Annotated in this window: 12 protein-coding genes; 2 read left to right on the top strand and 10 right to left on the bottom strand. The window is 68.4% G+C overall.

Going from position 1 to position 23435, the window contains the following annotated elements; translation table 11 throughout:
- Positions 1-2: 2 nt before the first annotated feature.
- The 10 genes from C8N24_RS01475 to C8N24_RS01430 form a co-directional block, all read right to left on the bottom strand.
- Positions 3-1934 (bottom strand): hypothetical protein, encoded by a 1932-nt coding sequence (locus C8N24_RS01475; protein ID WP_121247202.1) that lies wholly within the window; start codon positions 1932-1934, stop codon positions 3-5.
- Complete coding sequence (locus tag C8N24_RS01470) at positions 1931-2269, bottom strand: hypothetical protein (protein ID WP_121247199.1); 339 nt, start codon at positions 2267-2269, stop codon at positions 1931-1933. Before C8N24_RS01470 ends, C8N24_RS01475 begins: the two co-directional genes overlap by 4 nt.
- A 31-nt stretch (positions 2270-2300) precedes the next feature.
- Positions 2301-3533 carry a hypothetical protein gene (locus tag C8N24_RS01465; RefSeq protein WP_147447558.1) on the bottom strand — a complete coding sequence of 411 codons (1233 nt, stop codon included), beginning with the start codon at positions 3531-3533 and terminating at the stop codon, positions 2301-2303.
- Between the two features lie 65 nt (positions 3534-3598).
- A complete protein-coding gene (locus C8N24_RS01455) occupies positions 3599-4255 on the bottom strand; it encodes a hypothetical protein (RefSeq protein WP_121247190.1) in 657 nt (218 codons plus the stop codon).
- Between the two features lie 105 nt (positions 4256-4360).
- The gene (locus C8N24_RS34550; RefSeq protein ID WP_211339801.1) at positions 4361-5980 is read right to left on the bottom strand and encodes an Ig-like domain-containing protein; all 1620 of its coding nucleotides are present in this window, start codon (positions 5978-5980) and stop codon (positions 4361-4363) included.
- A gap of 40 nt (positions 5981-6020) precedes the next feature.
- Positions 6021-7337, bottom strand: a complete 1317-nt coding sequence (locus C8N24_RS01445) for a S8 family peptidase (protein WP_170178768.1) — start codon at positions 7335-7337, stop codon at positions 6021-6023.
- Between the two features lie 53 nt (positions 7338-7390).
- Positions 7391-9598, bottom strand: coding sequence for a hypothetical protein (locus C8N24_RS01440; protein WP_121247180.1), 2208 nt, complete (start codon positions 9596-9598; stop codon positions 7391-7393).
- Positions 9595-11103: an RNA polymerase sigma factor gene (locus tag C8N24_RS01435; protein ID WP_121247177.1), complete on the bottom strand. Its 1509-nt coding sequence runs from the start codon at positions 11101-11103 to the stop codon at positions 9595-9597. Before C8N24_RS01435 ends, C8N24_RS01440 begins: the two co-directional genes overlap by 4 nt.
- A 786-nt stretch (positions 11104-11889) precedes the next feature.
- Positions 11890-12804 (bottom strand): TolB-like translocation protein, encoded by a 915-nt coding sequence (locus C8N24_RS33220; RefSeq protein ID WP_147447557.1) that lies wholly within the window; start codon positions 12802-12804, stop codon positions 11890-11892.
- 26 nt (positions 12805-12830) lie between these two features.
- Positions 12831-16487: a hypothetical protein gene (locus C8N24_RS01430; protein WP_147447556.1), complete on the bottom strand. Its 3657-nt coding sequence runs from the start codon at positions 16485-16487 to the stop codon at positions 12831-12833.
- A 1330-nt stretch (positions 16488-17817) separates the two neighbouring features.
- On the opposite strand from C8N24_RS01430, the gene C8N24_RS01425 reads away from it, so the two are divergent.
- Complete coding sequence (locus tag C8N24_RS01425; RefSeq protein WP_147447555.1) at positions 17818-20184, top strand: Ig-like domain-containing protein; 2367 nt, start codon at positions 17818-17820, stop codon at positions 20182-20184.
- Positions 20184-23333, top strand: coding sequence for a M14 family zinc carboxypeptidase (locus C8N24_RS01420; protein ID WP_121247168.1), 3150 nt, complete (start codon positions 20184-20186; stop codon positions 23331-23333). The genes C8N24_RS01425 and C8N24_RS01420 overlap by 1 nt, the downstream gene beginning before the upstream one ends.
- Positions 23334-23435 lie beyond the last annotated feature (102 nt).

The raw sequence follows: 23435 nt of genomic DNA, 5'->3' as shown, positions 1-23435 counted from the left end.
GGCTAGTTCGATCGGGGCGGACGGGGAGTCGGTCGGTCGCTGGTCGTCTGGGCGGCCGGCGGCGGCTTGGGCTTTCCAGGCTTGTCGGCGGCGGCTTTGGTGGCGGCAGCGGCGACGCCCGAGGGCTTCGCTCGGGCCGCGCTCGCGTTGTTGGCGGCGCCCGACGCGCTACCAGCGCTGACGACGGGTCCGGGTGCACTGGTGCTGGGCGCGGTGGCGGCCTTGCCGTTGGCGGGCTTCGAGCCGGAGGGGCCGGTGGGGACCGCCGGACGAGCGCCCGCGCCAGCACCGCTGGGCGTGCGCGGGGTGCGCGCGGCCGGGGCCTGCGTGCGCGGCGCGCCGTCGCGGGAGCCGTTGCCGTTGGCGGTGCGTGTGACGTCGCTGGTCTTCTCGCGGGACGCGGGGCGGCGGGCGCTCGCGCTTGCGTCACTGGACCCAGGGGCGGCGGCCGCGCCGTCGCCCTGGCGGCTGGCGGAGGTGGCGGGCGTGCCCGGGATGCCGTTGCGCAGCTGCGCGCCCTTTTGCGGGAGCTGGGTGCGCCACCAGTCGTTGGCGGACCTGACGGCGCGCGCGCCGGTGGCGGCTCCTTGAGCCGCGCCGCGCACCGCGGTTCCGGTCTTCTTGGCGCCGTTGCTCGCGGTGGAGAGCGCTCGGGCGCGCGCGGAGCCGTCAGCGGGGCCGAGCGCGGCCGCGGCGTTGACGGCGACCGGGGCGGCCGCTCGCTTGGCGGCGCTGGTGGCTGAGGATGCGCTCTGGCTGACGGCCTGGCGAACGCGGGCGGCAGGGGCGGCGCTGCGGGCGCCGATGGCGGCGCGCAGTCCGCGCATCCGGTCGCCGTGGGTCTGCAGAGCACGGCGGGCGACGTTGCCACCCGGGCCGCCCGCGCCGGCGGCCGCGCCGACACCGGGTATGCGGCCGCCGCCACCGCCACCGCCGCCGCCTCGGCCGCCGCCCATCGCGGGCGCGAGGCCGGTCATGTTGACGCCCATCGTGCGCGCGGCCGCGAGCAGGAACGCGGGCGCCTTGTAGGCGAGATAGAGGCAGGCGACAGCGACGAACGGCTTCACCGCCGCCTCGAGGCTGGCGCCTAGGCCTTGGTTGAAGATCAGCGAGTCGCTGGTCAGCAACGCCGCGGCGGCGAAGATCAGCGCCCAGGCGATGGGGATGGCGTGCACCGCCACCAGCACCGAGCTCCACAGGCGAGGCAGCCAGGAGAGGGGCGCGAACGCGTGCAGCCCGAGGACGATCCCGCCCGACAGCAGCAGGATGGCCATCGCCGCGGTGATCGCGATCTTCATGACGAAGATCCCGGCGAGAAACCACAGGCAGGCGGCGGCCGCGCCGACGGCCATGCCGACGCTGAAGCCGCCGGTGGCGACTGCGAGCACGAACGCCGCGCCGAGCATCGTGTCGATGCCCTTGGTGATGCGCGGGGCGGTGACGATGGCGTCGGTGAGCAGGTTGGTGCCGACGGTCGCGAGCCCCATCAGCTTGGGGTAGAAGACGAGCATTCCGCACGCGACGGCCGAGCGCTGGAACGCGTCGACGGCGTTCATGCGGCCGGTGATGCCGGCCGCTAGGTACTGCAGCGCGGCGGCGACGAACCCGATGCCGACGAGCCCGAAGCCGACGGCGAGCAGCTGCTGCTGGAAGGCGTTCAGCTCGGGGAAGGTCTTGGTGTTGCTGACGTCCGGGACGGCGACCATCCACGCGACGAGCTGGGTGGCCCACTTGCTGGCGAAGTCGGGGACCAGGACGTCGAAGACGCCTTTGACGACGTCGCCGACGAGGTCGCTGATGTCCACGCCGAAGAGGCCGAAGACCGGCGGGGGCGCGCTGGGGGTGGCGGCGAGCGCCGCGGCGGGCCCAACCAGGCCCGCCACGGCGAAAGCGCTCACCAGCAGCGCGCAGCGGGTGAGCTGCGCGCGGGTCACGAGACGATGCCAGGGGCGCTAAGCGCGAGTCCGACGCCGCCGAGCACGCCGAAGATGACCTTGGTGGCCATCTGGTTGCCGACGAGGAACATGGTGGCCCCGGCGAAGAACCCGATCCCGGCGACGGGGATGGCGATCGGGATCAAGCCGTTGCGCAGGTTGGTGATGTACTCGATGACGTCACCGAACGTGGTGGTGTTGCCCTGCTGGTAGCCCGCCATCTTCTGCAGGGCGGCGTGCGAGTAGGTGGGGTCGAGCAGCATCGCGGCGAACACCGCGGCGAACGTCAGCAGCGCCGCGAGGGCGATCTGCTGGCGAGAGAGCGTGAAGCTCATGAACGTAGGTCCTTCCATCTGGTGGGTGGGATCAGGGGCGGAACTCGGAGGAGAAGCCGCTGCGGCTCGCTGAAGGTGCGGGAGCCGAGCGCGGCGCGGCCGGTGTCGGGGTCGTGGTGCGAGGGGCCGCAGGAGCGGCGGAAGTGGGGGCGGGGACGGGCACGTAGACCGTCCGCGTCTGCACGCGGGCACGAGGACGCTCCCGCGCGCTCGAGCGCCGCTTGCGCTTGGTCGATGTGGCCTTCTTGGCAGACGAGCGACGCGCCGGCGTCGCGGTGGCGGTCGGCGTTGCCGTGGCGGTAGCGGTCGGAGTCGCGGTGGCCGTCGGCGACGGCGAGGCCGCCGTGGCGGGCGTGGCCGGGGCGGGCGTGGAGGCGACCGACGTGGGCGGCTTAGACGGGGTGCCGCCGAGCAGGCCGACGCCGATCAGCGCGAGCACGCCGAACGCGAGCACGCGCCCGCGCGTGATGTGCGGCGACCGTGGCAGCGCGATCGAGCGCTTGGTCCGCTTGGGCGGCTCAGGAGCCTCGGCCGCCTCTGGCGCTGCCGGGGCGGCGGGCGCATCGTCCTCGAGCAGCGCCCAGGGCGACGACTCCACGGCCGTCGGGGTGCGACCAGGGATGGGAGGCGTGAACGCCCTGCGCTGGGGCACGTCGGCCGCCGCGTCGGGAATGAACAGCCTCTCGGCAGCGGGCGCCGTGACCACCGGCGCAACCGCGCCGGTCGGCTCATCCACGTCGGCTTCGATCGCGACCGCTTCAGGCTCAGCCTCCTCCTCGTCGGCTTCCTCGTCGGCCTCGTCCTCGTCGTAGTCCGGGACGCTGTCGGTGACGTCGGGCGGCTCCTCGTTGAGGATGGCCGCGTCGTAGTCCTCCTGGCCGTGCGCGTCGTCAAGCTCGTCGAGGAGGATCACGGGCGCGACCGTGGCCGCGTCCTGTTCGGGCTGGGGCTCGAGGACATCGACGGTGGTGGCGGTCGCCGTCTCCGCGTCCGGGGAGACCTCCAACCTGGCTGCCTTCGCGGCGGCGGGCTTCTTGGCCGCTGCGGGCTTCCTCTTGGCGGCGGGCTTCTTGGCCGCTGCGAGCTTCTTCTTGGCGGCCGGCTTCTTGGCGGCGGGCGCCTTCTTGGCCGCGGCGGGCTTGGCCTGCGACGGGGTCGCGGGATCGATTCGGGGCGGCGCTGGCGGCGGCGTGGGCCGCGCCTGAATGCCCGTGCCCGGGATCATGGCGGCCGAGAGGCCGTCGAGCGCGGTAGGCGGTGTCATGTAGGGCTAGGAGGCAGCCCGCGCGGCTGTCCCAGCTTTTTTTCGACCGGCCTTCCGGGCAGTCGCTACTGGGTGTGCGACCCGCCGATGAAGTGCGGATCGACGGTGACGATCTCGACTTCTGGGCGCTGGGCGAACGCGAACTCGAGCGCGGGCCGGACCTGCTCGTCGGTGAGCAGGCGCACGCGCGTCTGCTCGGGAATGCGGGAGGCGGCCAGCAGGCCGGTTCGACCCTTGGGGCTGAGCGTGAGCAAGCCGCCCGGGCCGATCGCGGTGTAGGTGGCCACGGCGGGCGGACCGACGGTGAAGGCGGCGGGCCAGATCGGCTCGTCGTAGGCCTCGATCGTGGGCATCTGCGCGGCGATGCCCGGTTGCGTCTGGACCTCGGTTGCGGACAGGACGGTGCCGCCGTCGAGCTGGTCGGCGACGACCTGGTCGACGATGGCGAGATCGCCCCAGAGGTTGAACGGGTTCACGCGCACGCTGCGGGCGCGCACGCCGATGAGCCCGAACCCGTGGTTGGTGACGCTGTAGATGCCTGGCAGCTCCTGCACCGGCCGCTGGGAGGTCATGTAGCCGAGCTTGCGCAACGTCGCCAGGCGCCGGTAGGCGATCACGTGGTGGATCGCGAACGCGCGAGCGACCTGGTAGCCGGTGACGGGCTGCCAGCGCGCGACCCATGCGGTGATGCTCTGATCGCGTGAGGTCAGGCGTGGCGGCATGGTTGAGCCTCGCCGGTCAGGCGGCGCGAACGCGAACGCGCGCCCCGGTCAAGGGCGCGCGTCGCTCGTCAGCTGGTTGGGGCAACGTGGGAGGTCTGGGGCGCGTTAGCGCCGGACCTTCACGGTGCGGCGCGTGGACGCGCCACTGTAGTTCGAGTTGCCCGTGTACTTCACGGCCACCGAGAGCTTCGTGGCCCGGCGGGCGTCGGTCGAAGACAGGCGCGTGCGGGCCGTGTAGCGGCCGCGCTTGAGCGACGCGGAGAGCGTCTTGGTGCGGGCCTTGCGGCCGACGCGGTAGGTGAGCTTGATGCGCACCGTGCCCGTGACGGGCGCCGCGGTGGTGCCGGCGGCCGAGACGGTGCGCGTGGAGCGCTTGAGCGTGGCCGTCGTGACCTTCAGGCGCGGGTTAGCCCGCGGCGTGGGGGTCGCGCTCGGGACCGGCGTCGGCGTCGCCACAGGCGGCGTCGGAGTCGGCGTAGCGACCGGCGGGGTCGGCGTAGCCGTCGGCGTCGGCGGAGCGGGCGCGCTGTACGCGAGCGGCAGCGTCGTCTCCGCGCCCCGGTTGCCAGCGGCGTCCTCGAGCGAGACGAACAGCGTGTACTGCCCGTAGGCGGGCAGCGTGCCGCTGACCGTGGAGCCAGGCGTCGTGCCGGTCTGGCACGGGCCCGCGTCCGGGCACAGCCGCCAATGGGCGGCGCTGATTGGCGCGACCTGGCCGGCCGGGACAGTCCAGGACGCGGTAAACGCCGCGTCCGTGGTCGCGCGCGCGGCGGCCTGCAGGGTCTGCGGGACGTCCGGCGCGGTGTGGTCGACGACGATCGACGTCGCCGCTGACCGCGTCTCGTTGCTGGCCGCATCCACGACCGCGACCTGCACGGTGTGCGAGCCGTCGGCGAGCGCGTTCAGGTCAGCCGAGAGCGAGACCGGCGTGCCCGGGTTCGAGCACGGGACCAGCTGCGTGAAGTTGCACGTCGGCGCGTCCGACGCGACCAGCGAGCCGTCCACGTAGAGCCGACGCGCGCTGATGCCAAGCGCGTCGGTGCCGTTGAACGTGACCGACTCGGTGCCCTTGTGAAAGCCCGAAGCGCGCACAAGATCACCGGTCGGCGCGCCGATCGCCGGCGACGTCGGATCATTGATCGTCACGTTCGCCGAGTAGATGGCTGCGCTCGCCGCGTGGATCATGGCTCCGGTGTTGCAACCTGAGCCGGTCGTAGGGCAATCGAAGCCGTAGGCGACCGATGTGGTGTTCAGTGCCCGGTCGAGTACCGCAGAACCGAAGCCGCCGACGGTGCAATCGTCCTGGCCTGCCTGAACGGTGCACGTCTCGCCCGTGATGGTCGTTCCATCGGCCTGACGCCCGTAGAGGCGCCAGCCGGTGCCGCCGTCCATGTTCAGGTAGCGTCGGACGCGGATCCGGGAGATCGTCGTACCGCCGGGAGCGCGAACGATCCACTGACCGAAGACGGCTGCGGAAGCCGACGGGCCGCCGGTGCCGAGCTTGTCGGTGACCAGAAGGCCCGAGCGGTTCGAAGTGGAAGGACAAGCTGCCGAGCTGGCCACGTAAGTGCTGCTGTTGGTCTCGAACGTCCACGAGTTATTTGCGGCGCCGGGGGCGGCGTCGCAGGCGAGAACGTCGTACGTGCCCGCTTGGGCGGCGGGAACGGCGATGGCCGCCGCGATTGCGGCGGCCAGAGTTGAGATTGAAATGCGCAGCAGCTTCATCGGATGCTCCAGAGGGGCGGTTGGTCCTGTCTGAGCGACCTCAACGACGCCCGGTAGGGCGTCGAACCTTGAGCGAGTCAGACCGAACGCCCCACTGATCTTCGATAAACACAGTGACGGTCCGCCAAGAGCGCACCTTCTTCAGCGTCAGCTTCCCGTTCTTGCGCTCGTAGGACCGTCCACCGACCCGGAAGACCGCCACCGCGCCCTTGGGCGGTTTGGCGACCTGCACCGTCAGTGTGCCGCGCTTGAGCGACGCCTTCCGAGCCTTCGGCTTGGAGAGCTTGGTCTCGACGACGTCGGGCACGTGCGTGACGTCGACCTTGGTCACGACCTCGGGGCCACCAGGAGGGGTGTTCCCGCCGCCGGCGGCATCGCCGCCGCCGTTCGGCAGCTGCGGCGCGACGTACGCGTCGACCAACGCACCGAGGCCAGCCGCCCGGAACGCAGCAGCCGCATCCAGGACAGGACCGGCAGCCGTCTGGCGCGCGGTCCTGAGCAGCAGCTCCTCGGCCGCATTAGCGGTCAGCCCGGGCATGTAGGAACGCAGAGCGACAAGCACCGCGGCAGCCGTGGGAGCCGCGAACGAGGTGCCATGGAACGCACCGACACCGCCATCGAAACCGGTGGCGTAGGTGTTGCAGCCGAGAGCGGAGAGGTCGAGGCCGGTGCCACGGTTCGAGAACGAGCAGAACGCGCCGTTCGGGTCGGTTGCGCCGATGGCGAAGGCGTCGGCGAATCGAGCCGGATAGTTGACCTGGATGTTGTTTCCGTCGTTGCCGGTGGAGGCCACGACGTTGATGTTCTTGTCGCGGCGAGCGTTGATGATCTTGTTCTCGAGGCGCGCGAGATCGTCGGCGTCGATGTAGGAGGCCCCCAACGAGAGGTTGATCACGTCCACGCCTCTGTCGACTCTCGCGCACTCGCTGATCGCAGTGCGGTAGTCGGCTGACGTGGCGTTGCTGCCGGCGGCGCGAGCAACCCGGACGCTGATGATCTTGGCGGCGGGCCAGATACCTGCAGAGCCGACTCCGTCGACGCGGCTGGCGATCGTGGAGGCGACGAAGGTGCCGTGCCCGCTGTAGGGGTTGTCAGCCTGGTGGTAGATGTCTTCGCCGTTGCCGCCGACGGCGCTGATGCGCTCGATGACCTGGGTGTCGAGGTCAGCGAGCTGGGAGACGCCGGTGTCGATGACGCAGACGGTGCCGGCGCCCGTGGCGGGCGCGGGTGCCTGCGCGAGAAACTCGGCGTTGGCGAGCTTGGCCTGCGGGCTGGGGAAGTTGTCGGGGAGAACCTGGGCGCTGGCGGGACCGGCCAGCGCCCCGGCGGCCACAAAGGCCGCCAGGGCGCCGGTCACGCCGCGCCGGATGGCGCGAGAGGGCATGGTCGTCTAGCTCGTTTCTCGGTCCGCTACGGGCGGACCTTGACGTTGATGGGCTTGGTCTGTCCGGTCGCGAACGGCCAGCCCTTCTCCGCGCGAATGATCGCGCGGAACTGGTACTTGGTCGTGCGGGTGGTGCGGGTGAAGCGGTAGCGGTACTTGAAGGTGCCGCCCTTCTTGGCCACGCGGGTGCTGGCGAACGTGCGCCACTTCTTGCCGTCGAGGGCCTGGAACTCAACGATCTTGCGAACGCCGGCGGGGGCCCCGGCAATCTTGCCCTTGAACGTGACGGCCTGCTTGTTGCGCAGCGCCTTGCGGTTGGCCTTCATGGTGACCTTGGGTGTGACTTGCACCGTGACGTCGGTGCTCTGCGCGTAGGTGCTGGCTTCCAGGATGCTCTTGTAGGCGATGCGGATGGTCCGCGAGACGCCGGCGGGCAGCTGGTAGCTGAAGCGGCCCTTGGCGTCGGTGACGACCTGGCCGCGAGCGATCGCGGTGGCGCCCATCAGCTGCGGCGTCTCGTGAACGTCGAGCTTGGCGCCCTTGATCGGCTGGCGGTCGCGGCCGAGCAGGGTGCCGGTGATCTTGCGCTTGGCGCCCCACTTGACCTTGATGGTCTTGCTCTTGGTGCCCTCGAAGCTGGCCGCGAGCGCCGCGGTGGCGACGGGGCCCTCGCCGTTCTGAGTCTCGATGCGGATGCCGGTGCCGCTGCCCGCGCCGCCGCCGGAACCGCCGCCCCCGTTGTTATTGCCGGTGCCACCGCCGCCGCCGTTGAAGCCGTCGTCGGGCGCGGGAACGCCAGGGCCCCCCTGACCGGGCGGGAGGCCGACGGACGGGTCGTGCGGGTTGGCGTCGCCGTCATCGGGGACGCCGTCGTTGTCGTCGTCGGGATCGTCCTCGTTGACGATGCCGTCGCCGTCGAAGTCGCCCTTGGGGTCGGTCGGCGACGCGATCGGGCCGACCGGCTCCGAGTAGGCGTCCGTGGTGCCTTCAACGTTGGTGGCGCGCACGCGCGTGCGGAGTTTCTTGCCGTAGTCGTCAGTCTGGACGGCGTACGTGGGGCCGGTCGCGCCAGCGATGTTGAGCCAGGTCCCCGAACCGGTGTCGTAGCGCTGCCACTGGCGCGCGAAGGTGATGCCTGTGCCGGTCCAGGTGCCGGTGTCGGTGGCGAGCGTCTGCCCGTGACGAAGCAGGCCGGTGATCAGTGGATCGCTGGTGTTGATCGGCGGTGGGACGTTGTCGATCGTGCGGGAGACCGGGCCGAACGCGCGCTTCTTGTTGCCTGAGGCGTCTTCGACGAAGACTTCGACGGTGTGCGCGCCGTCGCTGAGCGCGGTGGTGTTGAGCGAGAGCGTCCGAATCGCCGAGGCGCTGCACGGAAGCTCCTTGGCGAACACGTAGCCCGCGGCGATCGCGGTGCAGCTGGCGTTGGACGGGTCCATCGGGAAGTACCCGCGGTTGACGCCGTCAACCTCGATCCAGCCGCGGTAGACGCCCGAGGACGCGTCGGTCGCGCTGACGTTGATGTCCACGGAGCCCTGGAGCGTCGTGGTGCTCACGAGCGGCCCGGTGGCGTTGGTCACGTTCGGGTTCGAGTTGTCCTGGAACGCCAGCTGCAGGTCCGAGACGCGCAGCTCGGCATTCGAGCCGAAGCAGTCGCCCGGGCCTCCGCACCCGAGTTCCACGGACAACGCGTACGACGGACCGAACGAGTAGCCGTAGGGCTGCGGGCCGTGGTTGTAGGTCGGAACCTCTGCGCCGATGCCGACGCCGTCGGCACGCGCGAACGAAACCCACGGACCTCCGGTCATGCCGGACTGCGTACTTACGAAGGACGCACCGACGAGGTTCATGGCGGTCGTGTAGTAGCCCATCGAGACCATCTCGCCCTGGCCGAAGCCGGTGCGCGGCAACGAGAACTGGCCGACGATCGTGGTGGAGTCGCCCCAGGTCGAGACGAACCCGGTCCCGTTGCTGTCAGCGTCGGCAGTCCACCCGGTGGTGCCACGCACCGTGTAGATGCCGGCGTTCGCGGCCGGGGCCGCGACAGCGAACGCGGCCGTGAGAGCGACCAGGGAGGAGAGAAGACGGCCCTTCCTGGGCTGGGTGCCCCACGTCACACGCGAGGCGGCCGCGCCTGAGCGGCCGATGAGTCGAAACAAGGAGAACTCCTTGGTGAAGATCAGGCCGTTCGTCGGCCGGGGATTGGCGTTGTGGTGGGGCGAGGTCCCGCTCATGGCCTGAACTCCTCAGAGAAGCTCGAGGTCGATTGGGAGGAAGACTTGGGCGCGGTCGTCGATGTCGACGGCGTGCGTGCTGTGGTGGTGCCGCTGGCGGCCGTGGCGCGCGGCGCGCTCGGCGCGGGCGTAGCGGCGGGCCGGAAGGACTCGGGCGAGAACTCGGCTCCCGCGTCGTTCTTGGCCTTGGCCTTCGCGGCGCGAGCCTTGGCGGCCTTCGCCTTGGCGGCCTTGGCGGCCTTGGCGGCGCGGCGCTTGCGGGCGCGCTCGGCAGCGGCGGCTGCTTCGGCGTTCGCCGAACGGCGCGCGGCCTCGTCGGTGGTCAGCGAGGTCGAAGCTGCGCTCGTCGCTGCGGGCGTGATGGCCGGCGCGATCGCCTTGGGGGTGGAGGTTGCGCGCGGGCTGGGCGTGGCGGTCGCCTTGGCGGTCCTGACCGGAGCCTTGCGCTCGTGGTGAACGACGGCGGGGACGGTAACGGCTGCGCCCGCGGCGCACGTGGCGGCGACGGCGCAGGCGGCGGCCTTGGTGGCGATGCCGCCGAGCAGCGTGCTTCCGGCGACGGTGCCGCCCGCGCCCGCGGTGCCGATCCCGGCGGCGACGGCCTCGGTGGGCAGCGTGTCGCCGCGCGAGAGCAGCTGCGTGAGGCGATCGGTAGCGCGGGCAAGCCAGCCCGGGCGGTAAACGATGACCGGCAGGGCCGGGATGAGCAGCTTCACGCGGCGCCCGGCGGCGACCTGGCAGGAGAAGCAGCCTTCGATGTGCGCGTCGCGCCAGCCGATGAGCTCGGCGGCCAGGGCGGTCTTGGACTGCATGAGCGCGCGCGCCTGGGCGCAGTCGGCGTCCTGCTCGGCCGCGCACAGCGCCTGCAGGCGAGAGAGCGCGCGCCGGTACAGGCGATCGAAGCTCGACTTGCTGGTGCCCAGCAGCTCGGCGGCCGCACGGACGGTCAGGCCGTCGATGTGCACGTACTGCAATGCCTCGCGCTGGTCTTCGGGGAGCCGCAGCATCGCTTCGGTGACCCGGCGCGCTTCCTGGGCGCGCGCGTCGTCGCTGAGCGCGTTGGCGATCTCCGCGTAGGCGGATTCGCTGGACAACGCGGACGCGGCGGCCTCCCCACCGGGGGTGGCGACGACCGCGTGCTCCAAATCCACGCGGGTGTTCTGCGATCGGTAATCGGGCCCGTCGATCTGGTCGAGCGAGACGAAGCTCCGTCGGCCGGTTTCGGTCGTGGAGCGGCCGTTACGCGAGCGAATGACGCCGATCGCGCGGAAGCGAGCGACCTGGTAAGCCCAGGCTCTCATGCGCTCGGCATCGAACGCCGCTGTCTCATCGGTCTCTAGCGCAGCGCGGTAGGTGTCACCGAGGACGTCGCTGATCTCTTCGGGCGCGAGCTTGCGTCCGAAGAGCTTGGTCAGCCAGCGCTCGAGCGTGCGGTGCTGGTCGCGAACAAATTGCTCGATCGGGTGCGCCGTACGGAGCGCAGTAAGCGTCGCTGCGGTGGTCATCTACGTCCTCAGGAGACGCGGCTCTCGCCTTGTCCCACAAAATTCTTCGCTGCGGTCTCCGACCGCGTGATGAACAGCCTGAGCAAAGGAGCAACCGACTGAATAAACAGGCAAGCGGCCCGCCAGATCGTGGATCGACCGCAAGTCGTCTCGCTGAAGCGATTGAGAGGCTTGTGTGATCCTTCTCCCGCTGTAGACCGGATTCTGTACGCAGCGTGACGTTCGTCAGGCTGCGGCGGAGGCCAACGGCGCACAGCAAAGGGATGGAGACGTCAGGTGAGCCGCCTTTAGGAACGCGGAACGCGTCAACGCGGGCGGTTGATCGGCACCGGGACGCTACGACCTCAGCGGGTCTGCCTCGCGATCAAGTCTCCTGAACTCGGGTGCCGGTGTCGCGTTCCGGCGGGGATCGTCTCCGTTGAGACGCTCCTGCTGGCAATTGACGAAGGTGCCGCTGCATCACCGGCAGGAGGTCGTCCGAAGTCGAGTTGGCCGAACTTGGCACAGCAAGGGCCAAGCTTCAGCTCACTGGAGCAGGTACGCGAGTCCGGCGTTGATGGCCTCTAGCGTGCGGAGCTGACGCCAGTAAACCCCTGCCGGCAAGTTCAGGACGTAGGACGAGTCCGAGCCCTGGGCCTGCACAGGTTAGGGGGCGTCTGAGCGCGACGCTGCGACGGGCGCAGCGCGCCCCGCACTCGCGATTAGGCCGGAGCCTCGCGCTTGGGTTGGCAGCGCCGCCACCATCACGCCGCGCAGGTGACCCGCTTCTAAGCTGACGCGAACGTGCTAGCGAGGTGCTTGCTTAAGCCACTGAGCGGAAGCGACCCAGCCGCAAGGAAGCGGACCGATCGACCGAACGGCTCCGGTGGCGACGTCCATCAAGCCGAGGGGAGCTTTAGGGTTGTTGCGAGCCACTAGCAGCTGTCGTTCGTCGGGACTCCAGGCGTACGGCGACCAAGCGCTCCGCGTTTTTCGCGTCGTGCGTCCTTGCTCGTCGCTGATGTACAGCGTGTTGTTGGGATCTCTGGCGGTTTCGTATGCGAGTTTGCCGTTGACCGACGAGACGATGCGCCCGGGAACGTGCATTGCGAGCTTCTGGGAGCGGCCCGCCGGCCACGGCCGGTCGGCCGCCCTAATCCACTTGAAACGCTTTCCCGAAGCGGAGGCGACTTGCGCGTCGAGACGGCCGGTGCTGTAGGACAAGTCCCAAATTTCCGGGTACGTCGTGGCTCGTACTGCCGGCTGACCCTCACGTTTGATCCGGACCTGAGTGACAAGTTTGCCGCGCCTGGACGTCCTCTGCGTCCAGGCGACAGTTCCGTCAGTGCTGATCGCGGCAATGTCGCCATACCCGACCAGAGTCCCGCGAGCTGCCTTGTCGCGATCGTCGAGGTCGCGTACGGCGACAGTCGGCTGAGCGGATTGATCCGGATACACGAAGGCGATGCGATTGCCTGCCGCCGAGAAGCTGTAGACCGGCTCGCCGCTCGGAGATTCGGTCTGCCGAAGCAGGCCTGCGCGAGTGACTTCGTAGATGTCCGTTGAGGTGTTATCGGGCCCGCAAAGGACGAGCAGCCGCCCACCTTCAGTCAGGCTGAAGAGAGATTCGACAGAGTTCGGAGCGGTTGCGGATGGTGTGGCGGTGCTGCGGGGGGAGTTGTCGCTCCCCCCGCAGCTAAGCGCGAGACTCGCGAGCAACACGCATACTTGAGAGCCTCGCGGGTGCATCAGCTGGCGTGGCGGAAGTGGCGGAACCGTGGGAGCGGCTGGGACATCTTCGTGCGGTACTTCTGTAGAACCGCGTTGCCTTGGTACTTCGTGGAGCCCCAGTGATAGTAGGTGCCCCCGGGTCCGTTGCGGGAGGAGATCCAGTAGGCGGACGCCATGTTGACCTCCCACTTTTTCTGGTTGGCGGTCATGACGTCGCGATGGAGCGCAAATCCTGGCTGTCCCCCCATTTGGTCCCCGTCGGTCCAGTTGTAGCCAGCGCTAACTGAGACCATTGAGCCCGTCGTGAATCCCACCGTGAGGGACTGTTGGTTGGTGCCCCTGGCAGCGTCGCCGTACTTTGGTCCGCCGAAGGTGATGTCGGTCAGATAGTCGGGGTACACCGCGACCATGTAGTCGTGCAGCTTGCCTCCTTTGTGGACTTGGGCGCCGCCGAGCCCACAGGCGATAAATTCCCGGGTCTGGTATTTCGGCTTCCCGGTCACGGAGTCGTGCACCATGCCGGCGTCGTTCTGGTAGTAGACGATCAACTGGCTGCGGAGTGTGCCGCTGTCGCTAATAGCGTTGTAGGGAGGGATCTCGATCCGCTTGAGCTTGTTGTTGGTTCTCGTGACCCCGCAGTCCGGTCCGTTTGCCTGAGCGGCGTTGGCCAGGGGGGTCGTCGTCGTCACGCCGTTTCGAATCTCGGTCATGAACCCGGACGACACCTCGTCTGAGGTGCTACCCGAGGAAGCGGACGCCGCGGACGCGAGCGGCTGAGCCGGCGTGAGAGATTGGGCGTCGGTGGGCAGGGGCTCGCCCGTGATCGAGGCTCCGGATTCGCCGTACCATGTGCGGGTGGTGTGGTGGGCGTCGGCGTAGGTGAGGTCGCCCGGCGCCATGCCGTCGAGAACCGCGTTGTATTGCGCGTCGGTCGTGGCCTGGGAGAGGTAGGCCTCGAACACTTCGACTTCGCCTTGGTTGTTGATCGTGTGATCCGCGTACCCGAGAGACCACGAGATCGGGTAGACCAAGGGCTGATCGATTGGCGCGATCGCCTTCCAGAAGTCGGAGGAAAGGTATCCGCCGTTTCGTAGGCGCTCGCGGAACTGGGGTAGCTCGGCTGCGGTGTTGGTTGTGAGGGTGTGGTCGGCACCGCCGAGGACCCAGGAGGCCTCATAGACCAACTGACGTTCAGAGGGCGCAATGCCAGCCCAAGCCGGCTCCTGCATTTCGAGGTATCCGTAGTCGCCGATCGCGACGCGCACTGCGGGGATCTCAGCTTGTGTGTTGGTCCACAGAGTGCGATCAGCCCCTCCGTAGTTCCACGACGTGGGGTAGATGCGTGGTTGATCGGCTGGGCTGAGATCGTTCCAGACTCGGGAATTGAGGTATCCGTTTTCGCCCAGGGCGGCCCTGACCTGGTTGATTTCCGAGCTGGCATTGACGGTGTGGTCGGCGCCGCCATAAGTCCAGGACGTCGGGTAGATCAGAGGTCGTTCCCCGGTGTAGATGCCGTTCCAGACGGCGGAGTTGAGATATCCCGTGGCGCCGAGCAGTGTTCGGATCGCGTTGATCTCGGTGTCGTTGTTGATGACGTGGTCGGCGCCGCCGTGGCGCCAGGATGTATCCCAGTAGGGCACATCCCAGCTCAGCGCCGCGGTGTTGAGAGCGAGGTCTTCGGCTGTGCCGCGGAACGTGTAGGTGCCGGTCTGCCAACTCGTCAGGACAGACGTTGGGGACTCCAGCGAGAAGGCTGCGCTGTAGTTTTTCGGTGAGCACGCTGGCTGCGCGCAGGTTCGCTGGGCGAGTCTGCGCTGTTGCCAGGTGTTTCCGACTTTCTCGTCGAGACCGACCTTGGTCACGCCGGTTCCAGTGTCATCGGCCGCGACTCTGACGTCGCTGCTGGTCAGATGGCCGCTGAACTGGCTGTCCCAGACCCCTCCGCTAATGGTGAGCAGGGGCGGGTTGTTGTCGATGAAGATCTCAACGCTCGGAGCCCACGTCATCATTCCGTTGGCGCCTGTGGCGCGGTACGAGATGGTGTAGACCCCTTCCGGGAAGCCGGTGGTGCTGAAACTGTTTGCGAGCGATTGCACTTGCCCGCACGAGCGGCGCCCAAGTTTGAGCGCGCCCCCGCACGAGCCGTTGCGGCCTGTGAGTGTCTGCGAGATGTGGTCTGGGCCGCCCGAGATCGAAACCCATTCGGACTCGATGCCGTTGAGGGCTGTGGCTTGTGCGTCGAGCGTTACGGTGCCGGATACGGCTGACGGACTGGTCAGCACGCGCGATCCTGACTTAAGTTCCAGCGCTATGCGAGGACGGTCGTCCGCCCATTCTTCGTCGGTGATTCCGGGGTACGCCGCGGCGAATTCGTCCCCGGTGATAACGAGGTCACTGATCGCCCCAGAGGCGAAGGAAAAGCGAATGGTCCCTGCGCCGCCAGTCAAACGCAGAAGGCACGTGTCGCCGTAGCTGCCGAAAAACGCGCCCGTGCACTCGTCTGAGTCTCGTCCGACCCATCCCAGATCGCCGGACTCGATCTGCACGCCCGTGATCTGATCGCTGCCGGTGGACATCTCCCCGACGTTCATGACCCACAGGGAATATGGGTCGATCGTGTTCTCAAGATCGACGCGCATGACCGGTCCGACGGTCCCGCCGGTCGGGGGGGAGTACTCGGAGAGGTCGACGGCGATGTCTTGGTGGCGCCCGTCCGTGAACATCATCCGCACGGTGCCGGCAGTGCCGGAGACGCGTAGGGTGCAGCCGCCGTTGGCGTTGTTGAGGGTCTTCCCGCTGCATTCATCTCCGTTTGTGGACCAGGAGAGGTCGCCGGAGAACAGCGTGGCGCTGACGATCTGCGCAGCGTGCGTAGTGCTGTGGCCGAAGAACAGCCGGCCGTCCGCCCACGAGGTTCGTTTGATGAGACGGACGCGCTCCGCGGTCCCACCGTCTGGGGCTGCTGTGGGCGTTGCGGTGGGCTCGGGGAACGGGGTTGGAGTTCCAGTCGGAGTGGGGGTGGGCGTCGGGGTCGGGCTCGAATCGACCGTCTTGGTCGCGATCTCAAGAACCGGGCCGCCCGCGCCTGAGAACATGGGTTCGCTCACCGTTGCCGAGAAGCAGGCGTCATCGACGGTTGCCTGCACGCAGTCGCTGATCGCGCTGGCGATTGTCGCGCGCGGGAGAGCGCGAAGGATGATGCCGTGATTCGGGCTCCCCGACGCACCATTCGTTCGCGCGTAGAGATCCCAATCGGCAACGGTCGACGTCATGTCGAGCTCGACCTCGCCGGACTGTTCGGCGGTGGACCATGTACCGAGCGCGGTCGTCGCTTCGGTGGTCGTGGTGCCGTTACCCGCCGATGTCAAGCGGAAGGCTCCAACGTTGGTACAGGGGCGCTCGAGTTCGTTGCACTCAAGCGTCATCCGCAGCTTGGCTGACTCGATGACTTCGTTGGCCGCCAGCGTTGATTGGGCGAACTTGACGACGTACGAGGCCTCGCCACCGGCTGCCAGGCCGGTCTTGTACGCGCCGACGGTTCCCGTAGCGGCAGCGCAGCTCGGAACGGTAGCTGTGCCGAGGGTTGGCTCTAGGCGCTGGCAGGCCTGAACTCGCGCCGGCTCCGTAACGACAGACGCTTCGACATTGCTTGCGTTGACCAGCGATCCGGTCAATACAGCAGCCGCTGCCGCGGCTCTCAGAATGCTCAAGCTACGCCGCACAGCCAGGCGATGACGCTGGCTGGCGACACGAACAGCTTGAGCGCAGTGGTGGCTCGCGCCACCGTGGCTTACGCCCAAAATAGACCCGCTCCCTATTGGTTGGCTTGTGTTGCGAGACTCCACCCCCGCAACACGCGAAACCGTATTGGAACCGATCAGTCGCTGTCAATTAGATCGGGTCCGGGGTCTTGGTCCTTTGCGGCCTCGCCGTCGACGGCAGGGTTGAGCGCGTGTGGCTAGCGACCGGCCGTCGTGCGGACGCCGGAGTGGCCGTGCCGGCGCGCGTGTTCTCCGGACGTGCGCCCGATTGTCTGGACCTTTGCCCTGCGTGTCGATGTCGCAACAACTGGTACGTTGGCGTGTGCAGCGGGCAACGAGCCTGCTGGCGACTACTCCACGTCCCGGTGGGCGTAGTTCGTTGGTCGCCGCACCCTGAGGGCACCCTAGGTTGGTTGGTGGCTTGCATTCCCGCTCCCTCCTTCCTTCTTGGGGCCTCAGGCGTGCCTGAAGTTTGGACCCGCTCAGTAGCTCGACGGCGGAGCCCTCGGCGGCTTGCGTCCGGATCTGGCCGTGAGTCTGCGTTGGCTCACGCCCAGGTCGGGCAATGCGTCTGAAGCGTTTGGATAGCTCCGCACGCGTGCACAGACCCGCCAGCGCGCATTTTTGTGACGAAGGTGCCTGGCGTCTGGCCTACCGTCGCCGAGGCGATGTCCGGAGTGACCGAGCGGCGGAGCTACGTGCTCGCTGAAGCTGCCGGCCTGAAGCTTGTCGCGGCCCTGTCGTCGTGCCGGGGATGCTGACCGCGCGAACGAGAGCGATGGGACGAGTGCCGAGTTCGCTAGCGTCTTGACCGTTGTGCGAGGATGTTTGCTGAGTTCGGGAATACCAACCCCCTTGCTCAACCTCACTGGGAGGGCGCGGCGGCTGGCTTCTTGCTTGTCCTGCGCCCTTCCGGGTTAAGGCCTGGGCCCGCAACCCCGGTCGTCTTTGGGGTGCGTGCGAGCGGCGATTTGCTGGCCGAATCGCGCCGTCCCAAGTCTGGCTCCAGGGCTTGGCCTGGGCGCGGCAGGGCCGTCGCTATCTGCTCGCGGGGCCTCGTGAGTCGATGTGGCCCAGCTGCAGAGGACTACGTCTGGCGCGGCGATCAGGGCTCGGCGCGTACGGCGTCGGGTGTTGAGCCGACTCAACGGGGAAATCAAACTGGGGGAGGCGGAATCGGCGATCATCCGCGTTGGATCAGCGCGCGCACGGTCGCGCGCGCAGGACGAGGGGGATGGTTTCTTTGAAGTACGCGTTCCTTCCCGCGCTCGTGGGCGCGGGAGTCCTGTGTTTGGCGCCAAGCGCCTACGCAGCGACACTCACGGTCGACGACGATAAGGCGGACTGCCCTGCAGCCGCTTTCACGTCGGTTCAGGCCGCGGTCGATGCCGCCGCACCAGGCGACACGATCGTGATTTGCCAGGGCAAGTACGCGGAGGGCAGCGGCGCGCCGGGCACGAACGCCGTGACGATCACCAAGGACGGCCTCACGCTCAAGGGTGCGGGCGCTGGTGTCGTCACGATCAGCCCGAAGAGTTCCGGCGTGAACTTCGGCAGCATTCTTGAGCCGACGCCCGATCTGCGCAACGGGATCGGCGACATCATCGCCATCGTTGGTACGCCGACACAGCCGCTCAAGGCCGACATCTCTGGCGTGACCGTTAGCGGGTACGACCCCGCCGGGCGACCCGTCGCGGTCGAGGCTGGCATCGCGTTCGTGGACGCTAAGGGCTCGGTCAAGCGCAGCCACGTCACGAACGTGGTCACCTCCGAGGGGGACAACGCGTACACGCTGCCCGGCGGGTATCGCGGCACCCAGCCGGGCATCGGCATCGTCCAGACCTCGCGCGCCCTGCTGGCGCCGGTCGACGGTTCCCGTCGCCTGGAGATCGACCGCACGCGCGTTGACAAGTACAACCGGGTCGGCATCCTTATCGATGGTGCGCAGAACGACTTTGCGCCGTTTGCGTCTTCGGGTGCCGTGAACTGGGGCGTCATCACCGCGTCTCAGGTGATCGGTCGCACGCAGTGCTCGAACTACGCGGGCACTGGTACGTGCGTCACCGCCGCCGGCCAGATCACGACCGGCCCGCTGTTTGGCCAGGACGGCGTGCGCGTGACCGCAGGCGCCTACGCGTCGGTCGACAGCTCGCTCATCACGCAGAACATGGTCAACGGCACTGGCGCGCCGTTGCGTTCGACCACGAACGCGCAGACCGGGGCCACCACGCCGAGCTCGGTCAACAACGAGAACCTCGTTCTTGCGGCCGGCCTCCGGTACGCGGGCGCGCGCTTGACGCAGTACTCGCTTGCTACGGGCGCCGTGATTGACTCGAAGATCTCGAACTCGAACATCGTCGACAACTCCTACGGCGCGCTCAACCTCGCTGCGGACGGCACGACAACGCGCACGGGCAACCCCAACGCCACCCAGCAGTCCGACCCCGGTCAGCTGCTCAAGGCCGAGTACAACTGGTGGGGCGTGCGCAACGTCGGCACCGACGCGGTGACGCCGCCTCCGCAGATCAACCCGACGGTCAACCCGCCGGTGCCGGAGAATGGCGTCAACGGCACGGCGTTCCAGGAGTCCGGCGTAGGTGGCGGCTCAACGTCGAACTCCGTCGACTTCTTCCCCTACCGCAGCGGGCCGCAGTCGGCGACTGGCCTGCCGAGCAAGCCCGAGACCGGTGGCGCATGGCCGATCTTGACCGCGCCGATTCCGGTGCTCGACAACGGGCCGGTGAACGTCACCCTGAGCGCTCCGGCCAGCGCGGATCGCGGTAGCACGATCACGCTGACCGCCAACGGCTCCGACGACTTCGGCATCAAGCGCGTTCGCTTTGCCGACGGCGCCACCACGCTCGGGCTCGCAACGCTTCCGCCGTACACGCTCTCGGCGACGATCCCGGCCGACGCGGCGTGCGGCAGCACCCGCGCCTACACGGGCGTCGTGATGGACTCGATCGGCCAGACGGCCTCGGCCTCCACGACGGTCACCGTCACGTGCCCGGTCACGACGAACCCGCCTGCCCCGGCCGCTCCGACCGTCGCTTTCAACGCGGCCCCGACTACGCTCTCCGGTAAGACGAGCGTCCGCTTCACGCCGACGGCCGGTGCGGGCATCCGGTCCGTCCAGTTGTTCCTCGGCGCGCGCAGCGTCTGCACGCTCAACGGCGCCCCGTTCGATGCCTGCGAGGTCACGCCCTCGGGCGCTGACGTCGGCACTCAGGCGCTGCGCGTCGTCGTGACCGACCAGCTCGGTTCCACGGCTCAGGCCACGACCACCGTGACCGTTCCCAAGTTCAAGGCGTCGGTCACGCTCAAGGTCGCCAAGAAGAACGTCAAGGGCAACAAGGCCCGCCGGACGATCAGCGGCACGATCAAGTTCCCCGCCAACGTCACGAAGGCGCAGGGCTGCTCGGGCAAAGTCACCGTCCAGATCAAGCGCAACGGCCGCTCGGTGCTCAACCAGGTGGTCAGCGTCTCTAAGAGCTGCACGTTCTCGCGCTCGGTCACCGCCGCGCGCAACGGCCAGACCTTCTCGGTCTCGGCCAAGTACGCGGGCAACTCCGTCCTAACGACCGCCAGCTCGACTCGGAGGTTCTCCTGATGTTGCTCCGCAAGGCAAGGCGTGCGGCGCTGGCGGTCGCCGTCGCGGCGCTCGCCGGAGCCGCAGCGCCGGGCGCGGCCCACGCCCAGCTCGACCTGGCGGCCTGCCCGTCGGGCATCAACTACGACCAGTCGATCCCGACCTGGGAGCAGCACTTCGCCGAGCGCCCGAACAAGGACGCCGTTGTGCCGCTGGGTCGCGGCACGGGCGGCTCGGGTGGCGGCGCGCCGCAGTTCGGCAGCGGCGCGTCGGACACGCAGCTCCCGCAGGGCCGCAACCTGACGTCGGTCATCTACGACTACTGGGATCGCCTCGTCGAGGCGACCGCGAACAACCCGCGGGTGCGGGTGATCAAGAAGTTCGTCGGCAAGACCGCGAGCGGTCAGCGCGACATCTACTTCTACGTGCTCGGCACGCCTGAGCACATCGCCAACCTGGACGCGCCCGACGGTGACGCGGCCTTCTGGCGTAGCGTGCGCGCAGGCACGGTCCCTGAGGAAGTCGGTCTCGAAGCTGCGGTCAACAAGCCCGCGTTCGCGTGGATCACGGCCACGCCGCATGGCGGCGAGTCAGCCGCCGCCGAATCGATCACCCGGCAGGCCTACGAGCTGGTCTCGCGCACGGACTGCGAGAACCTGCAGCGGCTCAAGTCGCTCACGTTCTTTCTGCAGCCCGTCCGCAACCCCGACGGCCGCGACGCCATCCAGCGCTACACCAGCTGGGGCTTTGACCCCAACCGCGACTTCGGCACGGGCAACCAGGTCGAGAACGGCGTCTTCGTGCCGCTCATGAACCAGTACCCGGGCGTGTTCTTTATCGACGCCCACCAGACGACCAACGACTACTTCTTCCCGCCCAACGAGGACCCGGTCCATCACGAGATCAGCCACTTCGCGCTGAACTTCATCCAGAACCGGATCGGCCCGGCACTGCAGGACGCGTTCAACGCCCAGTCGATCGCATACCGCAACTACAGCCAGTACGACCTCTTCACCCCCGAGTACGGCGACACGGTGCCGTCCCTGATCATGGGCGCGGCCGGCATGACCTACGAGAAGGGCACGCGCGAGGCCTACCAGAAGCAGGTCTACGACCACTACCTGGCGATCGACACCACGATCAAGGCCACGGTCGAGGACAAGGTTGGCGTCACCACGGGCTGGGTCAAGCAGTGGTCTGAGGCCGTCCAGCAGGGCCAGAACTGCCAGATGCAGCCGAACTCGCTGGTGAGCCCGCTGCACGACACGATCAAGCAGCAGCCGGACACCGTCGAGACCGCCGGCTCCGGCAACGCCTACACCGTCTGCGGCTACTTCTTTAAGCCCGATCAGCACACCGGCGACACGGTGGCGCTCATCGAGCACCTGCAGAAGACTGGCGTGCGCGTGTACAAGCTCGACACGCCCGTGGCGGTCAACGGCTACCACGAGTACGGCACGGGCAACGTCCTCAAGCCCGGTCAGGTCGAGCCGCTCGGCACGAGCAAGCCGGTCACCGTCGACGGCGTCACGCTGCCAGCGGGGACGCTCTACATCCCTATGAACCAGGGCATGAAACACTGGATCCAGGCGCTGCTGGGCGAGAACCCGTTCATCCCGTACGACTACTACTACGACGTCGTGTCGTGGTCGTACCCGCTCCAGCGAGGCCTCGCCGGATCGGGCTTCCTGACGCAGAACATCGCACCCGGCGTCGCGATGACGGAAGTCACCCCGGGCTCCCTGAACTACGGGACAGTCACCAACGCCGGCTCGCCGGTGTACGCGTTCAACACGGACTCGGCCCGCGGCCTTGCACTCGCGATCGAGCTCCTGGACAAGAACGTCAACGTCTACCGCGCCACGCAGTCGTTCGTGGCCGGCGGCAAAACGTTCTTCAGCGGCGCCGCGCTCGTCGACGCCGGCTCGCTGACCGCGGGTGGGGTGGACGTGGCGTCGCTGGCGTCCGCGCGTGACACCCCGGTGATCGGCCTGCCGAACTACCCGGTGTCGCGCAAGCAGCTCGCCAAGCCGAAGATCGGCCTGTACACCGGTGGCACCACGGTGCCGTCGAACCCGCTGTTCCCCGGTACCCCGCCCGGAACGCGCTACTGCGGCCAGAACTCGTTCTGCGAGGCGCTGCACGACCTCGGCATCAAGCTGGGCCTGCCGACCAGAGTCATCGTGCCGGTCACGTCAACGGACCTGACGAACAACGTCCTGTCGACGGGCGGCTTCACGGCGTTCATCAACCAGGGCTCGGCCATCGCCGTGTCCACGGGCACCGAGCCCAACCAGACGCTGACGACCATCGGCCAGAACCTGCAGAACTGGGTCAACGCCGGCGGCACCTACATCGGCGTCAACAACAACGGCACCAACGTCGCCCGGCAGATCCGCACGACGACGCTCGAGGCCGAGACGACCACGACGCTGCCGGACCTCTCGCGCCTGCTCACGCCGGGCTCGACGTTCGACGGCACCTACGACGTCACCAACCCCGTCGCCTGGGGCTTCGACCTCGGCGGCTGGATCTACCGCGACAACTCCGGCAACTCGGTGTTCCGGTCGAGCACCGTCGGCACCACGGCGTCCACGGTCGTTCGCTACAAGCCCACGCCGGACGAGAAGTACGGCTACGAGAACCTGGCCAACATCCTCGACGACCGTCCCGCCGTCGTCGACTCGCCCGCAGGACAGGGCCGCGCGGTGCTATTCGGGTTCAACCCGTTCTTCCGCTCCTGGAAGGAGCAGGACGAGCGGCTGCTGCTCAACGCGGCCCTGTACCCCAAGGGCGCTGCGCTGGCCGCCGAGGCGGCATCTGAGACGACGGCGCAGCCGGCTCCGGTCCTGACCGAGATCAAGGCCGCGGCCGTGGCTCCCAAGGCCAAGGGCGTCGGCACCGCGATCAAGGGCAAGACGGTCTCCGACCGCGACGTCAAGATCCAGGTCAAGCGCAAGGACAGCGCCAAGCTCAAGCTGGCCGTCAAGCGGACCCGGTTGAGCAAGGCGATCCGCAAGAAGATCAGCTACCGCACGACCAAGACCACGGTCACGCTCGTGATCAAGGGCGTGCGCACGTCGAACGAGCACGCCCGCGAGCAGTGGGTGGGCGAGCTTCGCAACCAGATCCAGCGCCGTAAGGTCACCCCGATCTACGCGCTGCTTTAGCGCCGAGCCGCAGCTGCGGCCCTCGAAGCTCTGGCTTTGAGGGCCGCAGCCGGCGAGCCCGGGCCTAGTCCCTGGATGGTAAGGCCTGCAGACCCGTGACCG

It is taken from the genome of Solirubrobacter pauli (assembly GCF_003633755.1).
GTDB lineage: Bacteria > Actinomycetota > Thermoleophilia > Solirubrobacterales > Solirubrobacteraceae > Solirubrobacter > Solirubrobacter pauli.
The sequence above is the reverse complement of the archived record's forward strand: the minus strand, read 5'-3'. Positions and strand labels throughout refer to the sequence as shown.